Here is a 22430-nt window from a genome sequence, read left to right on the forward strand (position 1 = left end):
CGTTGAATCGTGGAGAACCTGATTGCGCTGCTCATCGCGGCGCCTCTGCTCGGAGCGGCGGTCCTGCTCTGCGGCGGCCGACGGCTCGACCGCTCCGGACACTGGATCGGCACCCTGCTCGCCGCCGTGTCCTTCGTCATCGGCGCGGTGCTCTTCACCGACATGCTGGGGCGGGCCGCCGATGAACGGGCCCTGCACCAGAAGCTGTTCAGCTGGATCCCGGTGGAGGGCTTCCGGGCCGACGTGGCCTTCCAGCTCGACCAGCTGTCGATGACCTTCGTGCTGCTGATCACCGGCGTCGGCAGCCTGATCCACCTCTACTCGATCGGCTACATGGCGCACGACGAGCGCCGGCGCCGCTTCTTCGCCTATCTGAACCTGTTCCTCGCGGCGATGCTGCTGCTGGTCCTCGCCGACAACTACCTGCTGCTGTACGCGGGCTGGGAAGGCGTCGGCCTGGCGTCCTACCTGCTGATCGGCTTCTGGCAGCACAAGCCCAGCGCGGCCACCGCCGCCAAGAAGGCGTTCCTGGTCAACCGGGTCGGCGACATGGGCCTGTCGATCGCGATCATGGTGATGTTCACGACCTTCGGCACGTTCGCGTTCGCCCCCGTCCTGGCGGCGACGGGGGAGACCGGTGAGGGCAAGCTGACGGCGATCGGCCTGTTGCTGCTGCTCGCCGCCTGCGGCAAGTCGGCCCAGGTGCCGCTCCAGTCCTGGCTCGGTGACGCGATGGAGGGCCCGACCCCGGTCTCCGCCCTCATCCACGCCGCGACCATGGTGACCGCGGGCGTCTACCTCATCGTCCGCTCCGGCGCGATCTTCGACGCCGCGCCCGACGCGCAACTGGTCGTGGTGATCGTCGGCGCGGTCACGCTCCTCTTCGGTGCGATCGTCGGTTGCGCGAAGGACGACATCAAGAAGGCCCTCGCCGGTTCGACCATGTCGCAGATCGGCTACATGGTCCTCGCCGCGGGTCTGGGCCCGATCGGATACGTCTTCGCGATCATGCACCTGGTGACGCACGGCTTCTTCAAGGCCGGACTCTTCCTCGGCGCCGGTTCCGTCATGCACGGGATGAACGACGAGGTCGACATGCGCAAGTACGGCGGGCTGCGCAAGCACATGCCGGTCACCTTCCTCACCTTCGGCCTCGGCTATCTGGCGATCATCGGCTTCCCCGGACTGTCCGGCTTCTTCTCCAAGGACAAGATCATCGAGGCGGCCTTCGCGAAGGGCGGCGCCGAGGGCTGGATCCTCGGGGCGGTCGCCCTGCTGGGTGCCGCGATCACCGCGTTCTACATGACACGCGTGATGCTGCTGACCTTCTTCGGCGAGAAGCGCTGGCAGCCGGACGCGGACGGCAACGAGCCGCACCCGCACGAGTCCCCGAAGTCGATGACCATCCCCATGATCGTCCTGGCCTTCGGGTCGGTCTTCGCAGGGGGGCTGTTCTCCGTCGGCGACCGCTTCCTGAAGTGGCTGGAGCCGGTCACCGGACACAGCCACGGACACGCCCCGATCAGTGCCACGACCGTCACGGCGGCCACCATGGTGGTGCTCGTCGTCGGCGTCGCCCTCGCCTGGGCGATGTACGGACGGGGGCCGGTCCCGGTCACCGCCCCGCGCGGCTCGCTGCTCACCCGGGCGGCCCGCCGCGACCTCCTCCAGGACGACTTCAACCACGTGGTCCTGGTCCGCGGCGGCGAGCACCTCACCCGCTCCCTGGTGTACGTCGACCACACCCTGGTCGACGGCGTCGTCAACGGCACGGCCGCCGCCATGGGCGGGCTCTCCGGCCGGCTGCGCAAGCTGCAGAACGGCTACGCCCGCTCCTACGCGGTCTCGATGTTCGGCGGTACGGCGATCCTCATCGCCGCGACCCTGCTGATGAGGGCGGTCTGATCACCATGTCCTTTCCCCTCCTGACAGCGACGGCGGCGCTCCCGGCGGTCGGCGCGATCGCCACCGCCGCCGTCCCGGCCGCCCGGCGTACCGCCGCCAAATGGACGGCGCTGGTGTTCTCGCTGGCCACGCTCGTCCTGGCGGGCGTCGCGCTCGCCCGGTTCGAGCCCGGCGGCGCCCGCTACCAGCTCACCGAATCGCACGCCTGGATCAAGGACTTCGGCGTCCGGTACGAACTGGGCGTGGACGGCATCGGAGTGACGCTCATCGCGCTCACCGCCCTGCTCATCCCCTTCATCGTCCTGGCGGGCTGGCACGACGCCGACCCCCTGGAGACGAAGTCCTCGCGCTGGCGGCCCACCCAGGGCTTCTTCGCCCTGATCCTGATGGTCGAGGCGATGGTGATCCTCTCCTTCGAGGCCACCGACGTCTTCCTCTTCTACATCCTCTTCGAAGCCATGCTCATCCCGATGTACTTCCTCATCGGCGGCTTCGGGGACCGGGCACACGCGGGCAGCGACGAGAACGCGGCGGCGCAGCGCTCGTACGCGGCGGTGAAGTTCCTCCTCTACAACCTGGCCGGCGGGCTCATCATGCTGGCCGCCGTGATCGGGCTCTACGTGGTCGCGGGGACGTTCTCGCTCTCCGAGATCGCCGAGGCCCGTGCCGGCGGCTCGTTCTCCATGGCGACGAGCACGGAGCGCTGGCTGTTCCTCGGTTTCTTCTTCGCCTTCGCGGTGAAGGCCCCGCTGTGGCCGCTGCACACCTGGCTGCCCAACGCGATGGGCGAGGCGACCGCCCCGGTCGCCGTCCTGATCACCGCGGTCGTCGACAAGGTCGGCACGTTCGCGATGCTCCGCTTCTGCCTCCAGCTCTTCCCGGAGGCCAGCAAGTGGGCGACACCGGTGATCGTCGTACTGGCCCTGATCAGCATCGTGTACGGGGCGCTGCTCGCCGTCGGCCAGCGCGACATCAAGCGGCTGATCGCCTACGCGTCCATCTCGCACTTCGGCTTCATCATCCTGGGCATCTTCGCGATGACCAGCCAGGGCCAGTCCGGCGCCACGCTCTACATGGTCAACCACGGGATCTCGACCGCCGCGCTGATGCTGGTGGCGGGATTCCTGATCACCCGGCGCGGTTCGCGGCTCATCGCCGACTACGGCGGGGTGCAGAAGGTGGCGCCGGTCCTGGCCGGCACGTTCCTGATCGGCTCTCTCGCCACCCTGTCGCTGCCCGGGTTCGCCCCGTTCGTCAGCGAGTTCCTGGTCCTGGTCGGCACGTTCAGCGCGTATCCGGCGGCGGGCGTCGTCGCCACGATCGGCATCGTGCTCGCCGCGCTCTACGTCCTCGTCCTCTACCAGCGGACGATGACCGGCCCGGTGAAGGCGGAGGTCAAGGGCATGGCGGACCTCAAGGTCCGGGAGATGGCGGTGGTCCTGCCGCTGATCGCGCTGCTGCTGTTCCTGGGGGTCTACCCCAAGCCGCTGACCGAGATCGTCAACCCGGCGGTGCAGCACACCATGTCGGACGTCCAGAAGAAGGACCCCCAGCCTGAGGTGGAGGCCGCCAAGTGAGCGCAACAGCTGTCCACAGCCTGTGGGCGACGGCGGGCGGGATGACCTCGGCCGCCCCTGGCGAGAAGTTCCAGGCACCCGTCATCGAGTACACCCAGCTCATGCCGGTGCTCATCGTGATCGGCGCGGCCGTCGTCGGCGTGCTCGTCGAGGCGTTCGTGCCGCGCCGGTCCCGCCACTACACGCAGGTCTTCCTGACCGTCGTCGCCCTCGCCGCCTCGTTCGCCGCGATCATCGGCCTCGCGGCCGGGGGACACGGTACGACGAAGGCGGGCATCGTGGCGATGGGCGCCCTCGCGATCGACGGCCCGACGCTGTTCCTGCAGGGCACCATCCTGCTGACCGCGCTGGTCGCCGTCTTCACCTTCGCCGAGCGCCGGCTCGACCCCGCCTCGCACGGCAACCTGGTCGACTCCTTCGCCGCCCAGGCCGCTTCGGTCCCCGGCAGCGACAGCGAGAAGGCCGCGGTCAGGGCCGGGTTCACCACCACCGAGGTCTTCCCGCTGCTCCTCTTCTCGGTGGCGGGCATGCTGGTCTTCCCGGCGGCCAACGACCTGCTGACGCTCTTCGTGGCCCTGGAGGTCTTCTCCCTCCCGCTCTACCTGCTGTGCGCCGTCGCCCGCCGCAAGCGGCTGATGTCGCAGGAGGCGGCGGTGAAGTACTTCCTGCTCGGCGCCTTCTCGTCGGCTTTCCTGCTGTTCGGGATCGCCCTGCTCTACGGGTACGCGGGCTCCGTCTCGTACGCCGAGATCGCGAGCGTGGTCGACGGCTCCGTCACGAAGGTCGACCCGGCGCTCGCCGCCACCATGGGCAACGACGCACTGCTGCTGATCGGCGGGGCGATGATCCTGACCGGTCTGCTCTTCAAGGTCGGCGCCGTTCCGTTCCACATGTGGACCCCGGACGTCTACCAGGGAGCGCCGACCCCGGTCACCGGGTTCATGGCCGCTGCCACGAAGGTCGCCGCGTTCGGCGCGCTGCTGCGTCTGCTGTATGTGGCGCTGCCGGGCCTCACCTGGGACTGGCAGCCGGTCATGTGGGCCGTCGCGATCGTCACGATGCTGGGCGGTGCGATCGTCGCCATCACCCAGACCGACATCAAGCGGCTGCTCGCCTACTCCTCGATCGCGCACGCCGGGTTCATCCTCGCCGGTGTCATCGCGGCCACCCCGGACGGCGTCTCGTCCGTCCTCTTCTACCTGGGCGCCTACTCCTTCGTGACGGTCGGCGCGTTCGCCGTCGTCACCCTGGTGCGCGACGCGGGCGGCGAGGCGACGCATCTGTCCAAGTGGGCGGGGCTGGGACGGCGCTCCCCGCTGGTCGCCGCGGTCTTCGCGGTGTTCCTGCTGGCCTTCGCCGGTATCCCGCTCACCTCCGGGTTCTCCGGGAAGTTCGCCGTCTTCAAGGCGGCGGCGGACGGGGGCGCGACCGGTCTGGTCGTGGTCGGTGTGATCTCGTCGGCGATTGCCGCGTTCTTCTACATCCGGGTCATCGTGCTGATGTTCTTCAGCGAGCCGAAGGCGGACGGCCCGACGGTCGCCGTCCCGTCCCCGCTGACGATCACGACGATCGCGGTCGGTGTCGCGGTCACACTGGTGCTGGGCCTGGCCCCGCAGTACTTCCTGGACCTGGCGGGCCAGGCGGGGGTCTTCGTGAGGTAGCGCACACGCGCGCGGCCGGCACCCCGGCCGAGGCGGCGCCGGACGGGCCTGGGAAGTCAAGCCCGTCCGGCGTTGTCGTACGCGGCGCCTATCGTGGCAGGGAGCGGTGGCGGTACGGCACGTACGGCGCCGGGGGCCAGCGGATGAGCACGACGGGCGGGACCATGGATGTGACCGAGAGCGAAGCACGGCGGACCCTGCACCGCGTGTTCGGGTACGAGGCGTTCCGCGGCGAGCAGGAAGCCGTCGTCGACCACGTGGTGGCGGGCGGCGACGCCGTCGTGCTCATGCCGACCGGTGGCGGGAAGTCCCTGTGCTACCAGATCCCGGCCCTGGTCAGGTCGGGTACGGGCGTGGTCGTCTCGCCGCTGATCGCCCTGATGCAGGACCAGGTCGACGCGTTGCGGGCGCTCGGTGTGCGGGCCGGCTTCATCAACTCCACGCAGGACTTCGACGAGCGCCGCTCCATGGAGGCGCAGTTCCTCGCGGGCGAGCTGGACGTGCTCTACCTGGCCCCGGAGCGCCTCCGGCTGGACTCCACGCTGGGCCTGCTCGCGCGAGGCGAGATCTCCGTCTTCGCGATCGACGAGGCACACTGCGTCGCCCAGTGGGGCCACGACTTCCGCCCCGACTACCTGGCCCTGTCGGTCCTCGGGGAGCGCTGGCCCGACGTACCGCGCATCGCCCTGACGGCCACCGCGACGAACGCCACGCACGAGGAGATCACCCGGCGTCTGGGCATGCCCGACGCCAAGCACTTCGTCGCCAGCTTCGACCGGCCCAACATCCAGTACCGGATCGTGCCCAAGGCCGATCCGAAGAAGCAGCTGCTCTCCTTCCTCAAGGAGGAGCACGCCGGGGACGCGGGCATCGTCTACTGCCTGTCGCGCAACGCGACCGAGAAGACCGCCGATTACCTGTGCCGCAACGGCATCGAGGCCGTTCCGTACCACGCCGGTCTGGACGCGGGCACGCGCGCCGCGCACCAGTCCCGGTTCCTGCGCGAGGAGGGACTGGTCGTCGTCGCGACCATCGCCTTCGGCATGGGCATCGACAAGCCGGACGTCCGTTTCGTCGCCCACCTCGATCTGCCGAAGTCGGTCGAGGGCTACTACCAGGAGACCGGCCGCGCGGGCCGTGACGGGCTGCCGTCCACGGCGTGGATGGCGTACGGGCTCCAGGACGTCGTCCAGCAGCGCAAGCTCATCCAGAGCGGGGAGGGCGACGAGGCGTTCCGCCGCCGCGCCGCCTCCCACCTCGACGCGATGCTGGCCCTGTGCGAGACGGCCCAGTGCCGTCGCGGCCAATTGCTGCGGTACTTCGGCCAGGAGCCCACCGCCGCGACCTGCGGCAGCTGCGACACCTGCCTCACCCCGCCCGAGACCTGGGACGGCACGGTGGCCGCGCAGAAGCTGCTGTCGACGGTGGTACGGCTGAAGCGGGAGCGCGGGCAGAAGTTCGGCGCGGGCCAGATCACCGACATCCTGCTCGGCCGCAAGACCGCGAAGGTCATCCAGTTCGACCACGACCAGCTCTCGGTCTTCGGTATCGGCGGCGATCTGTCCGAGGCCGAATGGCGGGGCGTCGTAAGGCAGTTGCTGGCCCAGGGGCTGATCGCCGTCGAGGGCGAATACGGCACGCTGGTGCTGACGGAGGAGAGCGGGGCGGTGCTCGCCGGGCAGCGGAAGGTGCCGCTGCGCAAGGAGGCCGCGAAGCCCGCCTCGCGTTCCGGCTCCGCGAAGGGCGAACGCAAGGCGAAGTCCTCGCAGGCCACCGCCGAGCTGGCGCCGGAGGCCGTCCCCGTCTTCGAGGCGCTGCGGGCCTGGCGCGGTACCCGGGCGAAGGAGCAGGGCGTTCCGGCGTACGTCATCTTCCACGACGCGACGCTGCGCGAGATCGCGACGGTGCGGCCGGAGTCGGTGGCCGCGCTGGGTGGCATCAGCGGCCTGGGCGAGAAGAAGCTGGCGACGTACGGGGAGGGGGTGCTGGAGGTGCTGGCCGAGTTCACGGACGCGGCGGCGCCGCGGCAGGACGCGTTTGCGCAGGTCGACCCGGCGACGGAGGCGGGACCCGCGACGGGGCCGAGCACGGCCACGCCCGCCGCTGCGCCGGTCGCCCCGGCCGCACCCGCCCCGGCTCCGGCCGCTCCCGCGCGCACCGCTTCGACCTCGGCGGCCCCGGCCGCGCACGACGACGACCCGGGATTCGACTGGGACGAGGAGCCGCCGCCCGAGTACGAGTGAGCCGGGCGGGCGGTGGCGCCGGGGTTACTGCGGGGCCGCCGCCCGGCGGCGCGGGGTGATCGCGGTGAGGTCGAGATCGACCGGGAAGGGGACGGAGTGCCATGGACGGCCGCGCCCCTGTCAGGGGCGCGGCCGTCCACCAGCAGGTGTCACACCGACGGCACGATCCGCCCCGTCACCTCGCCCAGGCCCACCCGGGTGCCGTCCGGTCCCGGGGCCCAGGCCGTCATCGTGACCGTGTCGCCGTCCTCCAGGAACGTCCGCTTGCCGTCGGCGAGGTCCAGCGGGTCGCGGCCGTTCCAGGTCAGCTCCAGGAGCGAACCACGCTGGTCCGGCTCGGCGCCGCTGACCGTGCCGGAGCCGTACAGGTCGCCGGTGCGCAGCGACGCGCCGTTCACCGTCATGTGGGCCAGCATCTGGGCCGGGGTCCAGTACATGGTGGTGAACGGCGGCTCGGCGACGGTCTGTCCGTTGATCGCGACGGAGATCCGCAGGTCCAGCCCGCCGTCCTGCTCCTCGCCGCCGTCCTCCAGATAGGGGAGCAGCGGGAAGTCCCGGGCGGGGGGCGCGGTCCAGGCCGCCTCCAGGGCCTCCAGCGGGGTCACCCACGCCGACACGGAGGTGGCGAAGGACTTGCCGAGGAACGGGCCGAGCGGGACGTACTCCCACGCCTGGATGTCGCGCGCCGACCAGTCGTTGAGCAGCGAGAGCCCGAAGACGTGCTCGCGGAAGTCGCCGAGCGGGACCGGGCGGCCCTGCTCGGAGCCGACGCCGACGACGAACCCGACCTCGGCCTCGATGTCCAGCTTGACGGAGGGGCCGAAGACCGGGGCCGCGTCGGCGGGAGCCTTGCGCTGGCCGGACGGGCGCACCACGTCCGTTCCGGAGACCACGACGGTGCCGGACCGGCCGTGGTAACCGATCGGGAGGTGCTTCCAGTTGGGCGTCAGCGCTTCGCCGTTCGGCCGGAAGATCTTCCCGACGTTGGTGGCGTGATGCTCGCTCGCGTAGAAGTCGACGTAGTCCGCGACCTGGTAGGGGAGGTGCAGCGTGACGGACTCGACGGGGTGCAGCAGCGGTTCGATGTCCGGGCGGTGCGCCGGGACCGTCACCCATGCGGTCAGGGCCCGCCGGACGTCCCGCCAGGCGGTGCGGCCCGCGGCCAGCAGGGCGGTCAGGTCCGGCTGGGCGAGGAGCCGCGCGTAGGGCGAGCCGAGCGCGTGCGCGGCGGCCCCGGCGTCCAGCACGTGGTCGCCGATGCGGACGCCGACCCGGCGGTCCTCGGGGTGGCCGGGGGTGGAGAACACACCGTACGGAAGGTTGTGCGGGCCGAAGGGGTCGCCTTCGGCCAGGTCGAGCGGACTGCTCTGCTCGGGCATGTGTTGCCGCCTCGCTTTCCAGGTCGCTTGGGGGACACGTTACGACCTGGGGGCCGATAAGGGGCGGGCTCGCGCCGCCCTGATCCACTCCCTGCCGCCCCCGGGTCGTCACGTCGGCGCCGCCGCCCGTGGGAGTGCCCCGGGCGTGCCCCAACTGTCCGCGAGAACCGGAAAGTTCCGCCGCGCCCCGGGGCGTACGGGGTACGGCGGAACCTCTCGGCGGCGGGCCCGTGCGCGGCCGGGACCCGGGCTCAGCCGGCCGTGCGCGGGATCCGCTTCTCCCAGGTGCGGTGGAAGACGACCTCGCCGCCGTCCCGGCACACCACCTCGTCGGACGTGATGAAGTCGGTGGCGTCCGCGCTGATCTCGGAACGGGTCTCGATCCGCACGTCCCAGGCCATCTCCGGCCGGTGCAGCCGGATCGACCAGTCGGAACGGGTGCGCGCCGAGAGCGGGTCGTCCTCCTGGACCGTGTAGGTCTCCAGGGCGTCCTCGGTGAATTCCAGGCCGTCCGGGTAGACGCGGGTGCCGCCGTAGCGCGGGTCGACCTCCAGCCGCCACTCACCCTTGGCGACGTCGCGCACCACCAGGCGCTCGGGACGCTGTTGTCCGTCGAGCGGCACCGGGTGGACGACGCCGAGCGGCGGGGCCTGTTCCGGTTCCTCGAACCGGATCTCCGGGTCCTCGGTGTGCCGGCGCACGGGCAGTTCGAGGAAGCTGTCGTCGGCGTCCAGGGTGAAGCCCACCGACCCCGGCTGCGGCCAGATCCACGGCCAGTACGCGGAGGAGACCGCGAGCCTGATCCGGTGGCCGGGCGGGAAGGTGTGCCCGATGCCGTTCAGTTCGAAGACCACGTCCTCGGTCGCGCCCACCGGCCAGTCCACCGCCCGGTCGCGGCCGTGCCGGGCGGAGAGGTTGAGCGCGCCGCGGGTGACCAGGGTGGAGGAGCCGTCCGGTGCCACGTCGCAGAGCCGGGCGACCGCCTGCCCGCGCGGCGCGTCCATGCGCAGGCGCAGCCTCACCCGCGGCCGGCCCAGGATCTCGATCGGGGCGTCCTCGACCGGGAACTCGAAGCACACCGACGCGGCGTCCTCGTCGCGCTGGTCCGGCGGCAGGTCGGCGTCGTTGCCGAACGGGAAGAACCGTCCCGCGTCCAGGCCGGTGCGCTGCGACGAGTCGACGATCCGCGGACCGCCCCGGAGGGCGTACGCGACGGTCGACACGTTCGGGGACGGCCAGACGCCGTCCGCGACCCAGCGGCCGGGCAGCGTCTCGTACGTGGTGGCGGGCCGGTGCGACTCGCTGATCCAGGACCGCAGCAGCGGCTCGGCCATGACGCCGGTGTCCTCGCCCTTCAGGTGCTGGTCCCACCAGCGCAGCGTCTCCTGGAGGAAGCCGATCGCCGGGCCCGGCGGCAGCCCCCGGTCCGGGTACTGGTGCGACCAGGGGCCGATCAGTCCGCGCACCCGGTCCGGCGGCAGGTGCTCGACGAGGCGCAGGACGGTGTCGCGGTACGGGTCGTGCCAGCCTCCCACCGCGAGGACGGGGGCCTGGATCGCGGAGTAGTCCTCGCAGACGCTGCCGTGCCGCCAGTAGTCGTCGCGGGTCTGGTGCGCCAGCCAGGTGTGGATGAACGGCTCGACGCCCTCCAGCCGCTTCAGCCACATGTCCTTCCAGCCCTCGCCGACCTGCGCCGGGTCCGGGGGGCGGCAGACGAAGGCCAGCATGGTGGCCGCCCAGGCGTGCATGTCGACGCCGAGGACGGAGCCGCCCATGTAGTGGACGTCGTTGTCGTAGCGGTCGTCGGTCGAGCAGACCGTGACGACCGCCTTCAGCGGCTCGGGGGCCAGCGCGGCGATCTGGAGCGAGTTGAACCCGCCCCAGGAGATGCCGAACATGCCGACCCGGCCGGAGCACCACTCCTGCCGGGCCAGCCAGTGGACGACGGCGACGCCGTCGGCCAGCTCCGTCGCGTCGTACTCGTCGCCCGGCATCCCCTCGCTGTTGCCGTGGCCGCGCACGTCCACCCGGACGGAGGCGTAGCCGTGGCCCGCGTACCAGGGGTGGCGCTGCCAGTCGCGCGGGGCCGTCCAGTCGCTCAGCCGGTACGGCAGGTATTCGAGGAGCGCCGGGACCGGTTCGTCGGTGACCGGCCGCCAGATCCGGGCGTACAGCAGGGTGCCGTCCGGCAGTGGGATGCGGACGTCCTCACGGGTCGTGTCATACGGGAACGTGGTGCGGATGCGCATGGCGGTACCTCGGTCGACGGGGCGTGTGCGTGGTGCGTCGGTGGACGGGCCGCGCGTGGTCAGCGGACGGGGTGCATGGTGCGCCTGAGCCAGGGGGCGGCGGCGATGACGGCCACGCCGCCCACCACCGCGATCGCGCCGTTGACACCGAAGTAGGCGGGGGTGGAGACCTCGCCGTACAGCTTCACGACCTGGGCCTGGATGCCGTTGGCGAGGGCCAGCGAGAGGAACCAGAGCGCCATCGTCTGGCCGGAGAACGCCTTGGGCGCGAGTTTGGTGGTCGCCGACATGCCGGAGGTCTCCAGCAGGATGTCGCCGAGCCCGAGCAGCAGGTACGAGCCGACGATCCACCAGGCGGCCATCCGGTACGTGTCGCCGGAGTGCCCGGACGTCGGCAGCACCATCAGCAGGAAGGACAGCCCGCCAAGGATCGTCGCGATCGCGATCTTGTTGGAGGCGTGCGGCTGGCGCGGGCCCATCCGGGCCCAGACGGCGGCGACCACCGGCGCGAGCGCGACCTCGAACGCGCCGAGCGCGGAGGCGTACCAGCCGGCCGGGAAGTGGAAGCCGAGGATCTCGGTGCGGGCGTTGGTCGACGCGAGCAGCATCATCGTCGAGTACGCCTGGAAGAGGATGAAGTTGAAGACCACGGAGGCCAGGAACAGCACCACGTACGGGCGCAGCCTGCCGCGTTCCTCGGCGGTGACCCGCGGGCTGCGGAACATCACCACGAAGTACACGACCGGGGCGATCACCGAGGCGAGGGTGAGCACATCGACGAACCGGCCCATGGTGAGCCACCCCGCCAGGGCCAGCGCGGTGGCGAGGACGGCGACGACGACCGCACCGGTCACGATCAGCCGTACGGCGCGCCGCATGGCGTGCGGCGCCAGCGCGAATTCGGCGCCGTCCTTTCGGCCGTTCAGGTGACGCCGACCCAGTACGTACTGGATCAGGCCGAGCGTCATGCCCACGGCGGCGGCGGAGAACCCCCAGTGCCAGCTCGCGTGGTCGCCGAGCCAGCCGGTGACCAGCGGGCCGAGGAACGCGCCGATGTTGATGGCCATGTAGTACAGGGCGAATCCGGCGTCGCGGCGCTCGTCGTCGGTGCGGTACAGCGTTCCGACCATGGACGCCACATTGGGCTTCAGCAGGCCCGTCCCGGCGCTGATCAGACCGAGGCCGGTCCACGTCATGGCGTCGGAGGGCACCGCCATGGCGTAATGCCCGCAGGCGATGAGGATCCCGCCGTACAGCACGGCCCGGTACGAGCCGAGGATCCGGTCGGCGAGCCAGCCGCCGGCCACGGAGACCAGGTAGACGAGGGTTCCGTAGGCGGCCGAGACGGACGCCGCCGTGCCCGCCTCCATGCCCATGCCGCCCCGGGCGACGGTGTCCGCGAAGTACAGGACCAGGATCGCCTGCATGCCCAGGAACGAGAACCGCTCCCAGACCTCCAGGCCGGAGAGCGTCATCAGCCCCCGTGGTTGGCCGAAAAAGGCATGGTCGTCGGCGGGCGGGGACTGCGTCGGTTCGGTATCGGTTGTCGTGCGAGACAAAAGGAGCACTCCTGATCGTATGAATTGATCCCGAACATACCGGCGGTGGCGGGAAGCCGCCCACGGTGATCCAAAGCGGACCGGATACGCTGAGTTGAGTGATGGCAGCGACACATCGACATTCCGTGTGATCGTCAGCAGACAGGAGATCCCCTCGTGACCGTCGTCGGGCCGTTCGGACTGAGCGTGCGGGACCGCGCTCTTGAGGCCGATGTCCAGGCCGGTTTGGCTGCTGTCGAGTCCGGGCTGCTCGATGCCACCAAGAGCGGCGTCCCCTTCATCACGGAGGCCGCGCAGCATCTCGTACGCGCGGGGGGCAAGCGTTTCCGGCCACTGCTGGCCATGCTCGCCGCCCAGTTCGGTGAGCCGGACGCGCCGGGTGTGGTGCCGGCAGCAGTCGTCGTGGAGCTGACCCATCTCGCGACGCTCTACCACGACGACGTGATGGACGAGGCGGACGTGCGGCGGGGCGTCGACAGCGCCAACAGCCGCTGGGGCAATTCGGTGGCCGTGCTGACCGGCGACTTCCTCTTCGCCCGTGCCTCGCGCATACTGGCCGACCTCGGACCGGAGGCCGTGCGCATCCAGGGGGAGGCGTTCGAGCGGCTGGTCACCGGCCAGATCCTGGAGACCGCGGGCCCGGACGGCCGCGACCCGGTGGAGCACTACCTGGACGTGATGCGCGGCAAGACCGGCTCGCTGATCGCCGTGGCCTGCCGGTTCGGCGCGCTGATGGCCGGTGCGGACGAGTCGACCGTCGACATCCTCACCCAGTACGGCGAGCGGCTCGGCGTCGCCTTCCAGCTCGCCGACGATGTGCTCGACATCGCCTCCGACTCCCACGAGTCCGGCAAGACCCCCGGTACCGACCTGCGCGAGGGCATCCCCACCCTGCCGGTGCTCCGCCTGCGGGCCCAGGCGGCGGCCGAGGGCAGGCCGGAGGACGTGGAGCTGGTCGAGCTCCTCGACGGCGGCCTCGCGGACGACGCCCGCCACGCCGAGGCGCTGCGCAGGCTGCGCGCCCATCCGGCCCTGGAGCAGGCCCGGCGGGACACCGTCCGCTACGCGGAGGAGGCGCGCCGGACGCTGGCCCCGCTGCCCGACTGCTACGCGAAGGCCGCGCTGGAGGAGATGTGCGACGCGGTGGTGCACCGCGCGGGCTGAGCGCCGTGGTGCGTCGCGCGGGCTGAGCGCCGGCGCACGGTGTCGTGGGCCGGGCGCCGGAGGTGCGCGCCCGCAGGCGTCTGTCCGGTATGCCTTTGGCCATATGCAGCCCCTACGGGTCGGGTAGGGCGGGCGCGAGCCGTGTCATACCGAAGAGGTAGGCGGAGTTGCTTCCCCGGGCTGACGCCTTCGCGCCGCCGGTTTGGTCGGATGGAGTACATCCACTCCTGAACGAATCGGGTGAGAATGGCGGCTCGGAGTGGACGCGTGCATCCGGACGGAAGCCGCCGACCACGGAGGTAGGGCACACATGGCACCGAACGACAACGCTGCGACCGAGAGCGGGGCCGGGCGCACCGCCGTCCGCCGCAAGGCGGCACGTTACATCGTCCCCGTCGCGGTGGCGGGGGTGGCGGCCGCGACGATCGGGCTCGTCCCCGCACTCGCGAGCACCGGCGACCCCGATCTGCCCAAGATCACCGCACAGCAGCTCATCGAGAAGATCGCCGCTTCGGACACCCAGCAGCTCTCCGGCACGGTGAGGATCAGCACGGACCTCGGTCTTCCGTCGCTCGGCGGCCTGGCCGGCTCCTTCGCCCAGGGCGGTCCCGACGGCGGCGAGGGCGGTTCGAGCGCCGACCCGCAGGCGAAGCTGACGGAGCTGGCGTCCGGCACGCACACCCTGCGGATCGCCGCCGACGGCCCCGACCGGCAGCGGATCTCCATCCTGGAGAACGCGGCCGAGTACAGCCTGATCCGCAACGGCGACGAGGTCTGGGCGTACGACAGCGGCAGCAACCAGGCGTACCACGCCGAGGGGAAGCGCGGGGCGGCGGACGGTAACGGCGCGGCGGGAGAGCACGGGCGTCAGGCCCCGGCTCCCGGGTCCGCCATGCCGACCACGCCGAAGGCGCTTGCCGAGGAGGTCCTGAAGGCGGCCGACGCCACCACCTCGGTGACGGTCGACGGCACGGCACGGATCGCCGGGCGGGACGCGTACAAGCTGGTCGTCAAGCCGAAGCAGAGCGGTTCCACGGTCGGCTCGGTCACGGTCGCGGTCGACGCGAAGAACGGCGTGCCGCTCAAGTTCACCCTGCTGCCGAGCGGCGGGGGCAAGGCCGTCGTCGACGCCGGGTTCACCCAGGTCGACTTCGCCAAGCCGGCCGCCTCCTCGTTCACGTTCACCCCGCCCAAGGGCGCCGAGGTGACCGAGGCGGACGACGTGAAGGCGCAGCGGAAGGCCGACGGGCCCCAGGGGCTCGGCCTCTTCCCGGGCGCCGGGGTACCGGGCGCCGGGGAGAAGGGCGCCCAGGGCAAGGGCGCAGAGGGGTTCAAGGAGCCGAAGGTCATCGGTGAGGGCTGGAACGCGATCGCCGAGATCACCGTTCCCGGCGGCGCCGGCCTTCCCTCGAAGGCGTCGGGCGACGACATGCCGCCCGAGGCGCAGCAGTTCCTGGACGCGCTGGGCGACCAGGTCTCCGGCAAGTTCGGCACGGGCACGGTCTTCAAGACCCGCCTGGTCAACGCGCTGATGACCGAGAACGGCAAGGTGTACGTCGGCGCCGTCACGCCGGACACCCTGGTCGGGGCGGCCAACAGCGCCTCCTGACGCCCGGGCCGCGGATCGCTGTTGCGTCTCCGTGGTCGTTCACCCGCCCCGTCGTACTCTTCGTACGGCGGGGCGGGTCCGTCCGTACACCCGGGTCCGCCCGCCCGCACATCCAGGTCCGTCCGGACCCGGTCCGCCGGAGTCGGCCGGCCCGACCGAGGGAGCACGCATGACAGAGCCCGGAAACGTGCCCGAGCCGGGCCCGGTCATCGAGACGCGGCGCCTCACCAAGCGCTACGGAGGCGGCAGGCCCGCCGTCGACGGCCTCGACCTCGTCGTCCCCGCGGGCAGCGTCTTCGGCTTCCTCGGCCCGAACGGCTCCGGCAAGACCACGACGATCCGGATGCTGATGGGCCTGATCGAGCCGACGTCCGGCACGGCCCAGGTGCTCGGCCGGGCCATGCCGGGTGCGGCCCGTGCAGTGCTTCCGCAGGTCGGGGCGCTGATCGAAGGGCCCGCGCTGTACGGCTTCCTGAGCGGCCGGGACAATCTGCTGCGCTACGACTCCGCCGACCCGACCGCCGATCCGCGCACCCGCCGCGCCCGGGTCGGGCAGGCCCTGGACCGGGTCGGACTGGCCCCGGCAGCCGGGAAGAAGGCCAGGGCGTACTCGCTCGGCATGAAGCAGCGCCTCGGTCTCGCGGCCGCCCTGCTCCGGCCGCGCCGTCTGCTCGTCCTCGACGAGCCGACCAACGGCCTGGACCCGCAGGGCATGCGCGAGATCCGCACCCTGGTCCGGGAGCTGGCGGCGGACGGCACCACCGTCTTCCTCTCCTCCCATCTCCTCGACGAGATCGAGCAGGTCTGCACGCACGCCGCGGTGATGGCCGGCGGCCGGCTGGTCATACAGGGCCCGGTCGCGGAACTGGCGGCGGGCGCCCGGGGCCGGCTGGCCGTCACGACCCCGGACCCGGACGAGGCCGCCCGCGTCCTGAAGGAGCGGGCCCTCACCGGCGTCACGGTCGACGGCGAGCGGGTGAGCGCCGACGCGCCACCGGGCGACGTCGAACTCGCGGACCTCAACGCGGCGCTGGTGCGTGCCGGCGTGCGCGTGCGGTCCTTCGGCGTCGAACGGGCGTCGCTGGAGGACGCCTTCGTCGCACTCACCGGAGAGGGATTCGATGTCGCGGGCTGAAACCGGAACCGTACGCGCGGGCGCGGGCGCGGCGGGCACGACGAGCGGGGCGGACGGCGTGAACGCGGCGGGAGGGGCGCGCAGGCGGCTGTGGACGTTCGGACTCCTCCGTTCCGAACTCACCATCACCTTTTTCCGATGGCGCACCCTGGCGCTGCTCGGTGTGCTGGCCGCCGTTCCCGTACTGATCGGGATCGCGGTGCGGATCGAGACCGGCCACGGTTCCTCACCCGGGCCGGGTGACGGCGCGGCAGGCCCCGCGTTCCTCTCCCAGGTCACCAACAACGGCCTCTTCCTGGTCTTCGCGGCCCTCGCCGTGACGCTCCCCGTCTTCCTGCCGATGGCCGTCGGCGTCGTCGCGGGCGACTCGATCGCCGGGGAGGCGGGCGCGGGCACGCTGCGCTATCTGTTGGTCGCCCCGGCGGGCCGGACCCGTCTGCTGCTGACCAAGTACGCCTCCGTCCTCGCTTTCTGCCTGGTCGCGACCCTGGTCGTGGCGCTTTCGGCGCTCGCGACGGGTGCCCTGCTCTTCCCCGTTGGCGACGTCACCACCATCTCGGGGACCCGGGTCGGCTTCGGCGAGGGGTTGCTGAGGGCGGGTCTGATCGCGTTGGCGGTCGCGGCGTCGCTGATCGGCTTCGCGGCGCTCGGAGTGTTCGTGTCGACCCTCACCTCAAGCGGGATCGCGGCCATGGCCACGACCGTGGGTCTGCTGATCACCGTGCAGATCGTGGACACGATCCCGCAGTTGAGCGGCATCCATCCGTATCTCTTCCCGCACTACTGGATGTCGTACGCCGATCTGCTGCGCGCGCCCGTCTACTGGGACGAGCTGGTCAAGAACCTGGGCCTTCAGGGCTTGTACGCGGTGGTGTTCGGCTCGGCGGCCTGGGCCCGTTTCACAGCGAAGGACATCACGTCCTGACACACGGTGCGCCGACCTCGGGCCACGGGGTAGGAAACACCACCCTCGCACCGTCGGCCGGGCGAGCCGTCCCCCGATCGGCTCGTCGCGGCACGAACGGTGCGAACAGCGGGAACGATGCGACACGGCACGTTCCGTTTCCGCTTCAGCATTGTTCGACTTGTGGCGACGGGCTGTCAACAAGGACGGGTGCGGACGCACCTATGCTCACCGAATGATCACATCGCCGAGTTCACTGCGCCGCAGCGAGAGATCACGAAGGGCGACCCTGGAAGCCGCGCTCGAACTGTGCACGGAGAAGGGGTACGGCCGTGTCACCATCGAGGCGATCGCGGCGAGAGCGGGTGTCAGCAAGAAGACGATCTATCGCTGGTGGCCCGCGAAGAGTGCGGTGATCCTGGAGGCGTTCACCGACGCCCTGGTCGGCACCACGCCGTTCGTCGACACCGGGGACATCGCTGCCGACCTGCGGGCGAACCTGCTGGGCATGGTGCGGTTGCTGTCCACGCCGCCCTTCGGTCCCGCGTACGCCGGGATACTTTCCGAGGTCCATCACGACGACGCCCTGGCGGAGACGGTCAGGACGAAGCTGGTCGACCCCTGCTTCGAGGAAGCGGTCGCACACCTGCGACGTGCCCAGGAGCGGGGCCAGATCCCGACCGGGGCCGATCTGCCGCTGGCGGTGGAGATGCTGTACGGGCCGGTGTACTACCGCTATGTGCTGCGCAAGCCGGTGCCGGACGAGGCGACGATCGCGGCTCTGGTCACGCAGGTGCTGCGGGCGTTGGGTGCGCAGGCGCCGGAAGCGTCCGGGGCGCCGGTGGTCCCCGGGGTGTCGGGGCTTTCTGAGGTGCCGGAGGTCTCCAGGGTGCTGGGGCCGCCGGGAGTGCCCGGGGCGAGAGGAGCGCGTGGCCCGAGCACGGAGAGCGGGCGGGCGGACCGCGCGATCCGGTAGGACCGCGGGCCGGCGGGCGGACGCTGCGCGGGGAGTGGCAGGCGGCGTCGGCCGGGCGGTGGGCCCAACCCTGTTCCCCGGAATCGCCTGCCACCATCCGCACCTGACCGGCACGTTCGCCCGGCTGGCCGAGGAACACCGTGCGATCGCGCGCGGTCAGGACGAGTTGGTGGCGCTGCTCGCCGGCGTCGGCGTCGCGGATCCCGCGCGCTGCCGTACGGAGCTGGAGAGGATGTCCGTGGAGCTGAACGCGCATCTGGACGACGAGGAGGAGCGGCTCCTGCCCCTGCTGGCCGAGGTCCCGTGGCCTCCGCACGCCCCGGCGCCCGCGGACCCTGCGGCTTCGGGAGACTCCGCGGACACCGTGGCTCCCCCGAGCGAACCGACCGAACCACATGTCAATGGCTGAACTGAGAGGTTGTGCCGTGCGAGTAAGAGTCAAGGACTTCGATCATCTGGTGCTCAATGTGCGGGACGTCGAGCGGTCGCTGGGGTTCTACTGCGGCCCGCTCGGCCTGGAACCGATGAACGTGGACGAGTGGCGGGCCGGTGAATTCCCGTTCCCGTCGGTGCGGGTCAGCCCGACGATGATCATCGATCTGGTGGATCGGCCGCGCTCCGAGTCGAATGTCGACCACTTCTGCCTGGTCGTCGAGCCGTTGGACTGGCGGGAGGTCATCGACTCGGGCACCTTCACCGTGCTGGAGGGCCCGGTCAGCCGCTCCGGTGCCCGGGGCACGGCGCAGTCGGTGTACGTCCAGGACCCGGACGGCAACATGGTGGAGCTGCGCTGGTACCCCCAGGACGTGGCGTCGGACTGAACCGGGGCCGGGGCCGGGGGCCGATGTCCGGGTGCAGGCCCCGCCGCGCCCCGGAGCCGGGCATTGGCGATACCGCCCACACGCGCGGAAACCGCTTATTCTGGTTACATGACCGAGTCCGCGCAGGAGCCCCCGGGACTGATTCTCCATACCCCGGAGGGCCGTCCCTACCGCTTCGATCCCGGCGCCCTGTGCCTGGAGCTGCTGCCCACCGGCGGGCACGCGCGGTACACGGCGTACGAGGTGCTGCACACCCCGGCCGACCTGGCGCGCTGGGCGGACGCATGCCGACTGCCGGGCGGGCTGTCGCCGGAGGTGAGCGCGGGGGAACTGCGCCGGGCGCACGCGCTGCGCGCCGCTCTGTGGGAGCTGGCGGGCGCCCGCGCGCACGGCCGCCCGCTCGACCCGGGCGCGCTCGACACGGTGAACGCGGCGGCGGCCGAACCACCGCTCGTCCCTCGCGTCGACACCGCGTCCGGCGCCTTCGCGTGGGCCCCGGGCGCGACCGGAACGGCCCTGCTGTCGACCGTGGCACGGGACGCCGTGGAACTGTTCACCGGCCCGTACGCCGACCGCGTCCGCGAATGCGGTTCGGACCGCTGCGCGTTGATCTTTGTCGACACCTCGCGCCCGGGCAGGCGGCGCTGGTGCGCGATGGAACGCTGCGGAAACCTCCACAAGGTGCGGGCCCACCGCGCCCGGCACGCCACCCCCGGCTGACGGGCCGCGTCGGCGCCGTACCCGGCCGAGTGGTACGGCTCACCGGGCGGACGGGCGGACGGGCGGACGGGCGGACGGGCGCGGGCAGGCGGGGACGGACGGGCAGGCGCGGGAAGGCAGACAGGCGGGACGGACGGGCAGGCAGGCGGGCGACCCGGCTCGACCGGCCCGGGCCGGTCGAGCCGGCGATCCGGGCAGCATCTTCCGGCCGACCGTCCCCGCACCCGGCCCTCGTCGGGGCACCGCTCAGTGCCGGGCGCCGCGTCGCATCGTGCGGGGGCCGCCGCCCCCGACGGCCCAGGCGACGGCCAGGAGGCCGGTCGCGGTGAACGCGAGACCCGCACGGGAGAGTCCGGGGTGACCGGCGCCCGACGCGCTCAGCGTCAGGTGGCCCCCGTCCATGGCCACGGATGCCGGAGCGTTCGGGCCCCCGGAGCTTCGCGGGGCCTCCCCGGCGCCCGACGCGCGCACGCCGATGCTCATCGGGCCGTCGGCGTACACCAGGCCGAGGAGGGGGCGCGCGGGATCGGCGACGAGCGCGGGCGTGGACATGGGTGCGGACGCGAGCGCGGGGGCGCGTGCAGGCGCGGGTACGCGTGGGGAACCGGTTGCCGGGGAAGCCGTTCGGTTCTCCGGGGTCCGGGCATGGTGCGAACGGCCGTCCTGGAGGCGGAACCCCGGACCGGCAGGTCCGGAGCCGGACGGACGCGCGCGTTCCGCGCCGTCGGCCGCGTGCGCCGTGGGCGAGGCTTGGCCGACGAGGAACGACAGCGTGGACAGGGTCGCGATGACGGTACGCAGGAGCACGCGGACGGCCCCGGACATGCGCGTGGATCGGCTCATGGCATGTCAGAAGAATATAAACGGGTGGTAGTTCATCGATGCCTCACCGTGACACGTCCCAAGCCCGCCTGAATGCCGTACGTCAGGCGGCCGGTCCGGTGCCGACGACGCGGTCCAGGTAGTACCGCATCAGGCAACGTTCGCCCCGTCGCGACGCCCGGCACGCTCTCTCGCCGCACCGGCCGAAAACCCAAGTACGGTCCAGTACGAGGGCTTCCGGCCGGCACACCGAGAGCACGCACCGGACGTGCTCCTTGACGGGCAAACCTTGCCTGCCGCGGCACTAGTCACCGACGGCCCGGTCGTCCCGGCGGGCGCGATCGGGTGCTGCGGCCGTCGGCGAGCTCGACGGCCACCGAGTCGGCGTGCTGCGTCAACCCGACTGCCTCCCAACCGAGTTCCACGCGGACTCCGTACTCCGCAGGCGGTCGCGAAGGATCTCCTCCAGCCGCCACTGGGCGATCAGCCATGGACGGTCCTACGGGGCGTCCGGCGCGGGGCGCAATGACTCGAACGGATCCGTGTCGGTGACCGGCAGCCCGTTACGGTACTTGCGCATCGGCAGCGGCGCCGAACCCGTGTCCGTCTGTTCGCGGGTTCGTCCGCCGTTCCGGCCGCGCCGATCACGGTGCCGGGGTCGTGGTGGGGGGTGAAGCGGAGTCCCCGGACGGCAGCGCTGCCGACGGGGAAGTCTGCGTCGCCGTCCGCGCCGCCAGGGTCCGTGCCGCCTCGGCCCTCGTCCGGCGCGCCGTCCGGAACGCGTCCCACGTCAGAAGGATGAGGGCCAGCCAGACCAGGGCGAACCCGGCCCATCGCTCCGGCGGCATCTCCTCATGGAAGTACAGGATGCCCAGCACGAACTGGAACACCGGCGCCAGGTACTGCAACAGGCCCAGCGTGGACAGCGGTACGCGGATCGCCGCCGCCCCGAACAGGACGAGCGGGGTGGCCGTGACGACACCGGTCGCGGCCAGCAGTGCCGTGTGGCCGAGGCCCTCGGAGCCGAACGTCGACTCGCCCCGCGCGCCGAGCCACAGCAGATAGCCGAGGGCGGGCAGGAACAGCACGGCGGTCTCGGCGGTGAGCGATTCGAGTCCGCCCATGGCGACCTTCTTCTTCACCAGGCCGTACGTCGCGAAGGAGAACGCCAGCGTCAACGAGATCCACGGCGGCCGTCCGTACCCGATCGCCAGGACCAGCACCGCCGCGGTGCCCGTACCCACCGCCACCCACTGTGCCGGGCGCAACCGTTCGCCGAGCAGCAGGACGCCCATGGCGATGGTGACCAGCGGATTGATGAAGTAGCCCAGCGACGCCTCGACGACGTGGCCCTCGTTCACGGCCCAGATGTAAAGGCCCCAGTTGACCGTGATCACGGCAGCCGCTGCCGTGATCAGGCCGAGCTTTCGCGGCTGGCGCACCAGTGCGCCGAGCCAGGACCAGCGGCGCAGCACCAGCAGAGCGACGCCGACGACCCCGAGGGACCAGACCATGCGGTGGGCGAGGATCTCGATCGCGCCCGCGGGTTTCAGCAGCGGCCAGAACAGCGGGACGAGGCCCCACAGTCCGTAGGCGCCGATGCCGGACAGCAGTCCGGCGCGTTGTTCGTTCGTTCCCCTCGTGGACCCCGTGGACCCTATGGACCCCACCGACCTCACGGCTCCTCCCGGCATGTCTGGGTCGGG

At 71.5% G+C, this 22430-nt stretch carries 16 protein-coding genes and 1 pseudogene; 12 read left to right on the forward strand and 5 right to left on the reverse strand.

The genetic code is table 11. The annotated features are described in order from the left end of the window. The first annotated feature begins 9 nt into the window (after nt 1–9). The 4 genes from nuoL to recQ all read left to right on the forward strand — a co-directional run bounded on the left by nuoL (nt 10) and on the right by recQ (nt 7386). On the forward strand, nt 10–1905 hold the full coding sequence (nuoL, locus tag ACGF2V_RS18575) for an NADH-quinone oxidoreductase subunit L (protein WP_362619076.1): 1896 nt from the start codon (nt 10–12) through the stop codon (nt 1903–1905). A gap of 5 nt (nt 1906–1910) precedes the next feature. Further along, entirely contained in the window at nt 1911–3482 is a 1572-nt protein-coding gene (locus ACGF2V_RS18580) for an NADH-quinone oxidoreductase subunit M (RefSeq protein WP_362707188.1), read from the forward strand. After that, on the forward strand, nt 3479–5143 hold the full coding sequence (gene nuoN, locus ACGF2V_RS18585) for an NADH-quinone oxidoreductase subunit NuoN (protein WP_362619080.1): 1665 nt from the start codon (nt 3479–3481) through the stop codon (nt 5141–5143). Before ACGF2V_RS18580 ends, nuoN begins: the two co-directional genes overlap by 4 nt. A 143-nt stretch (nt 5144–5286) precedes the next feature. Next, nucleotides 5287–7386, forward strand: a complete 2100-nt coding sequence (gene recQ, locus ACGF2V_RS18590) for a DNA helicase RecQ (RefSeq protein ID WP_362707185.1) — start codon at nt 5287–5289, stop codon at nt 7384–7386. A 149-nt stretch (nt 7387–7535) separates the two neighbouring features. Here recQ and fahA read toward each other — a convergent pair whose 3' ends face one another. From fahA to ACGF2V_RS18605, 3 genes are all read right to left on the reverse strand, one after another. After that, complete coding sequence (gene fahA, locus ACGF2V_RS18595) at nt 7536–8765, reverse strand: fumarylacetoacetase (protein ID WP_362707182.1); 1230 nt, start codon at nt 8763–8765, stop codon at nt 7536–7538. A 251-nt stretch (nt 8766–9016) separates the two neighbouring features. Continuing rightward, nucleotides 9017–11014, reverse strand: a complete 1998-nt coding sequence (locus ACGF2V_RS18600; RefSeq protein ID WP_362707179.1) for a CocE/NonD family hydrolase — start codon at nt 11012–11014, stop codon at nt 9017–9019. Nucleotides 11015–11073: 59 nt separating this feature from the next. Then, entirely contained in the window at nt 11074–12573 is a 1500-nt protein-coding gene (locus ACGF2V_RS18605) for a peptide MFS transporter (protein WP_362619090.1), read from the reverse strand. A 156-nt stretch (nt 12574–12729) separates the two neighbouring features. On the opposite strand from ACGF2V_RS18605, the gene ACGF2V_RS18610 reads away from it, so the two are divergent. The 8 genes and pseudogenes from ACGF2V_RS18610 to ACGF2V_RS18645 all read left to right on the forward strand — a co-directional run bounded on the left by ACGF2V_RS18610 (nt 12730) and on the right by ACGF2V_RS18645 (nt 19902). Then, nucleotides 12730–13737 carry a polyprenyl synthetase family protein gene (locus ACGF2V_RS18610; RefSeq protein WP_362619092.1) on the forward strand — a complete coding sequence of 336 codons (1008 nt, stop codon included), beginning with the start codon at nt 12730–12732 and terminating at the stop codon, nt 13735–13737. 310 nt (nt 13738–14047) lie between these two features. Continuing rightward, on the forward strand, nt 14048–15346 hold the full coding sequence (locus tag ACGF2V_RS18615; protein ID WP_362619094.1) for a DUF2092 domain-containing protein: 1299 nt from the start codon (nt 14048–14050) through the stop codon (nt 15344–15346). Nucleotides 15347–15515: 169 nt separating this feature from the next. Beyond that, the gene (locus tag ACGF2V_RS18620) at nt 15516–16481 is read left to right on the forward strand and encodes an ABC transporter ATP-binding protein (RefSeq protein ID WP_362619097.1); all 966 of its coding nucleotides are present in this window, start codon (nt 15516–15518) and stop codon (nt 16479–16481) included. Beyond that, the gene (locus ACGF2V_RS18625) at nt 16468–17406 is read left to right on the forward strand and encodes an ABC transporter permease (RefSeq protein ID WP_362619100.1); all 939 of its coding nucleotides are present in this window, start codon (nt 16468–16470) and stop codon (nt 17404–17406) included. The genes ACGF2V_RS18620 and ACGF2V_RS18625 overlap by 14 nt, the downstream gene beginning before the upstream one ends. A 214-nt stretch (nt 17407–17620) precedes the next feature. After that, nucleotides 17621–18199, forward strand: a pseudogene (locus ACGF2V_RS18630) (TetR/AcrR family transcriptional regulator); the annotation flags it as partial. 220 nt (nt 18200–18419) lie between these two features. Beyond that, nucleotides 18420–18770: a hemerythrin domain-containing protein gene (locus ACGF2V_RS18635; RefSeq protein WP_392912697.1), complete on the forward strand. Its 351-nt coding sequence runs from the start codon at nt 18420–18422 to the stop codon at nt 18768–18770. Continuing rightward, nucleotides 18763–19182, forward strand: a complete 420-nt coding sequence (locus ACGF2V_RS18640) for a VOC family protein (protein ID WP_362619103.1) — start codon at nt 18763–18765, stop codon at nt 19180–19182. The genes ACGF2V_RS18635 and ACGF2V_RS18640 overlap by 8 nt, the downstream gene beginning before the upstream one ends. 108 nt (nt 19183–19290) lie before the next feature. Then, the gene (locus ACGF2V_RS18645; RefSeq protein ID WP_362707175.1) at nt 19291–19902 is read left to right on the forward strand and encodes an ABATE domain-containing protein; all 612 of its coding nucleotides are present in this window, start codon (nt 19291–19293) and stop codon (nt 19900–19902) included. 246 nt (nt 19903–20148) lie between these two features. Here the strand turns inward: ACGF2V_RS18645 and ACGF2V_RS18650 are convergent, their stop codons facing one another. Both ACGF2V_RS18650 and rarD read right to left on the reverse strand, forming a co-directional pair. Beyond that, nucleotides 20149–20745 carry a hypothetical protein gene (locus ACGF2V_RS18650; RefSeq protein WP_362619109.1) on the reverse strand — a complete coding sequence of 199 codons (597 nt, stop codon included), beginning with the start codon at nt 20743–20745 and terminating at the stop codon, nt 20149–20151. 623 nt (nt 20746–21368) lie between these two features. Next, nucleotides 21369–22394, reverse strand: a complete 1026-nt coding sequence (rarD, locus tag ACGF2V_RS18655) for an EamA family transporter RarD (RefSeq protein ID WP_362619111.1) — start codon at nt 22392–22394, stop codon at nt 21369–21371. Between the last annotated feature and the right edge of the window lie 36 nt (nt 22395–22430).

This window comes from Streptomyces sp. NPDC047982 (assembly GCF_043204165.1).
GTDB lineage: Bacteria > Actinomycetota > Actinomycetes > Streptomycetales > Streptomycetaceae > Streptomyces.

Bases quoted from the DNA above. Each gene is read 5' to 3' on its own strand.
- ACGF2V_RS18650 (WP_362619109.1), bottom strand. From the start codon at position 20,745: ATGAGCCGATCCACGCGCATGTCCGGGGCCGTCCGCGTGCTCCTGCGT.
- ACGF2V_RS18600 (WP_362707179.1), bottom strand. From the start codon at position 11,014: ATGCGCATCCGCACCACGTTCCCGTATGACACGACCCGTGAGGACGTC.
- ACGF2V_RS18640 (WP_362619103.1), top strand. From the start codon at position 18,763: ATGGCTGAACTGAGAGGTTGTGCCGTGCGAGTAAGAGTCAAGGACTTC.
- ACGF2V_RS18580 (WP_362707188.1), top strand. From the start codon at position 1,911: ATGTCCTTTCCCCTCCTGACAGCGACGGCGGCGCTCCCGGCGGTCGGC.
- ACGF2V_RS18620 (WP_362619097.1), top strand. From the start codon at position 15,516: ATGACAGAGCCCGGAAACGTGCCCGAGCCGGGCCCGGTCATCGAGACG.
- fahA (WP_362707182.1), bottom strand. From the start codon at position 8,765: ATGCCCGAGCAGAGCAGTCCGCTCGACCTGGCCGAAGGCGACCCCTTC.
- ACGF2V_RS18625 (WP_362619100.1), top strand. From the start codon at position 16,468: ATGTCGCGGGCTGAAACCGGAACCGTACGCGCGGGCGCGGGCGCGGCG.
- ACGF2V_RS18645 (WP_362707175.1), top strand. From the start codon at position 19,291: ATGACCGAGTCCGCGCAGGAGCCCCCGGGACTGATTCTCCATACCCCG.
- ACGF2V_RS18615 (WP_362619094.1), top strand. From the start codon at position 14,048: ATGGCACCGAACGACAACGCTGCGACCGAGAGCGGGGCCGGGCGCACC.
- recQ (WP_362707185.1), top strand. From the start codon at position 5,287: ATGAGCACGACGGGCGGGACCATGGATGTGACCGAGAGCGAAGCACGG.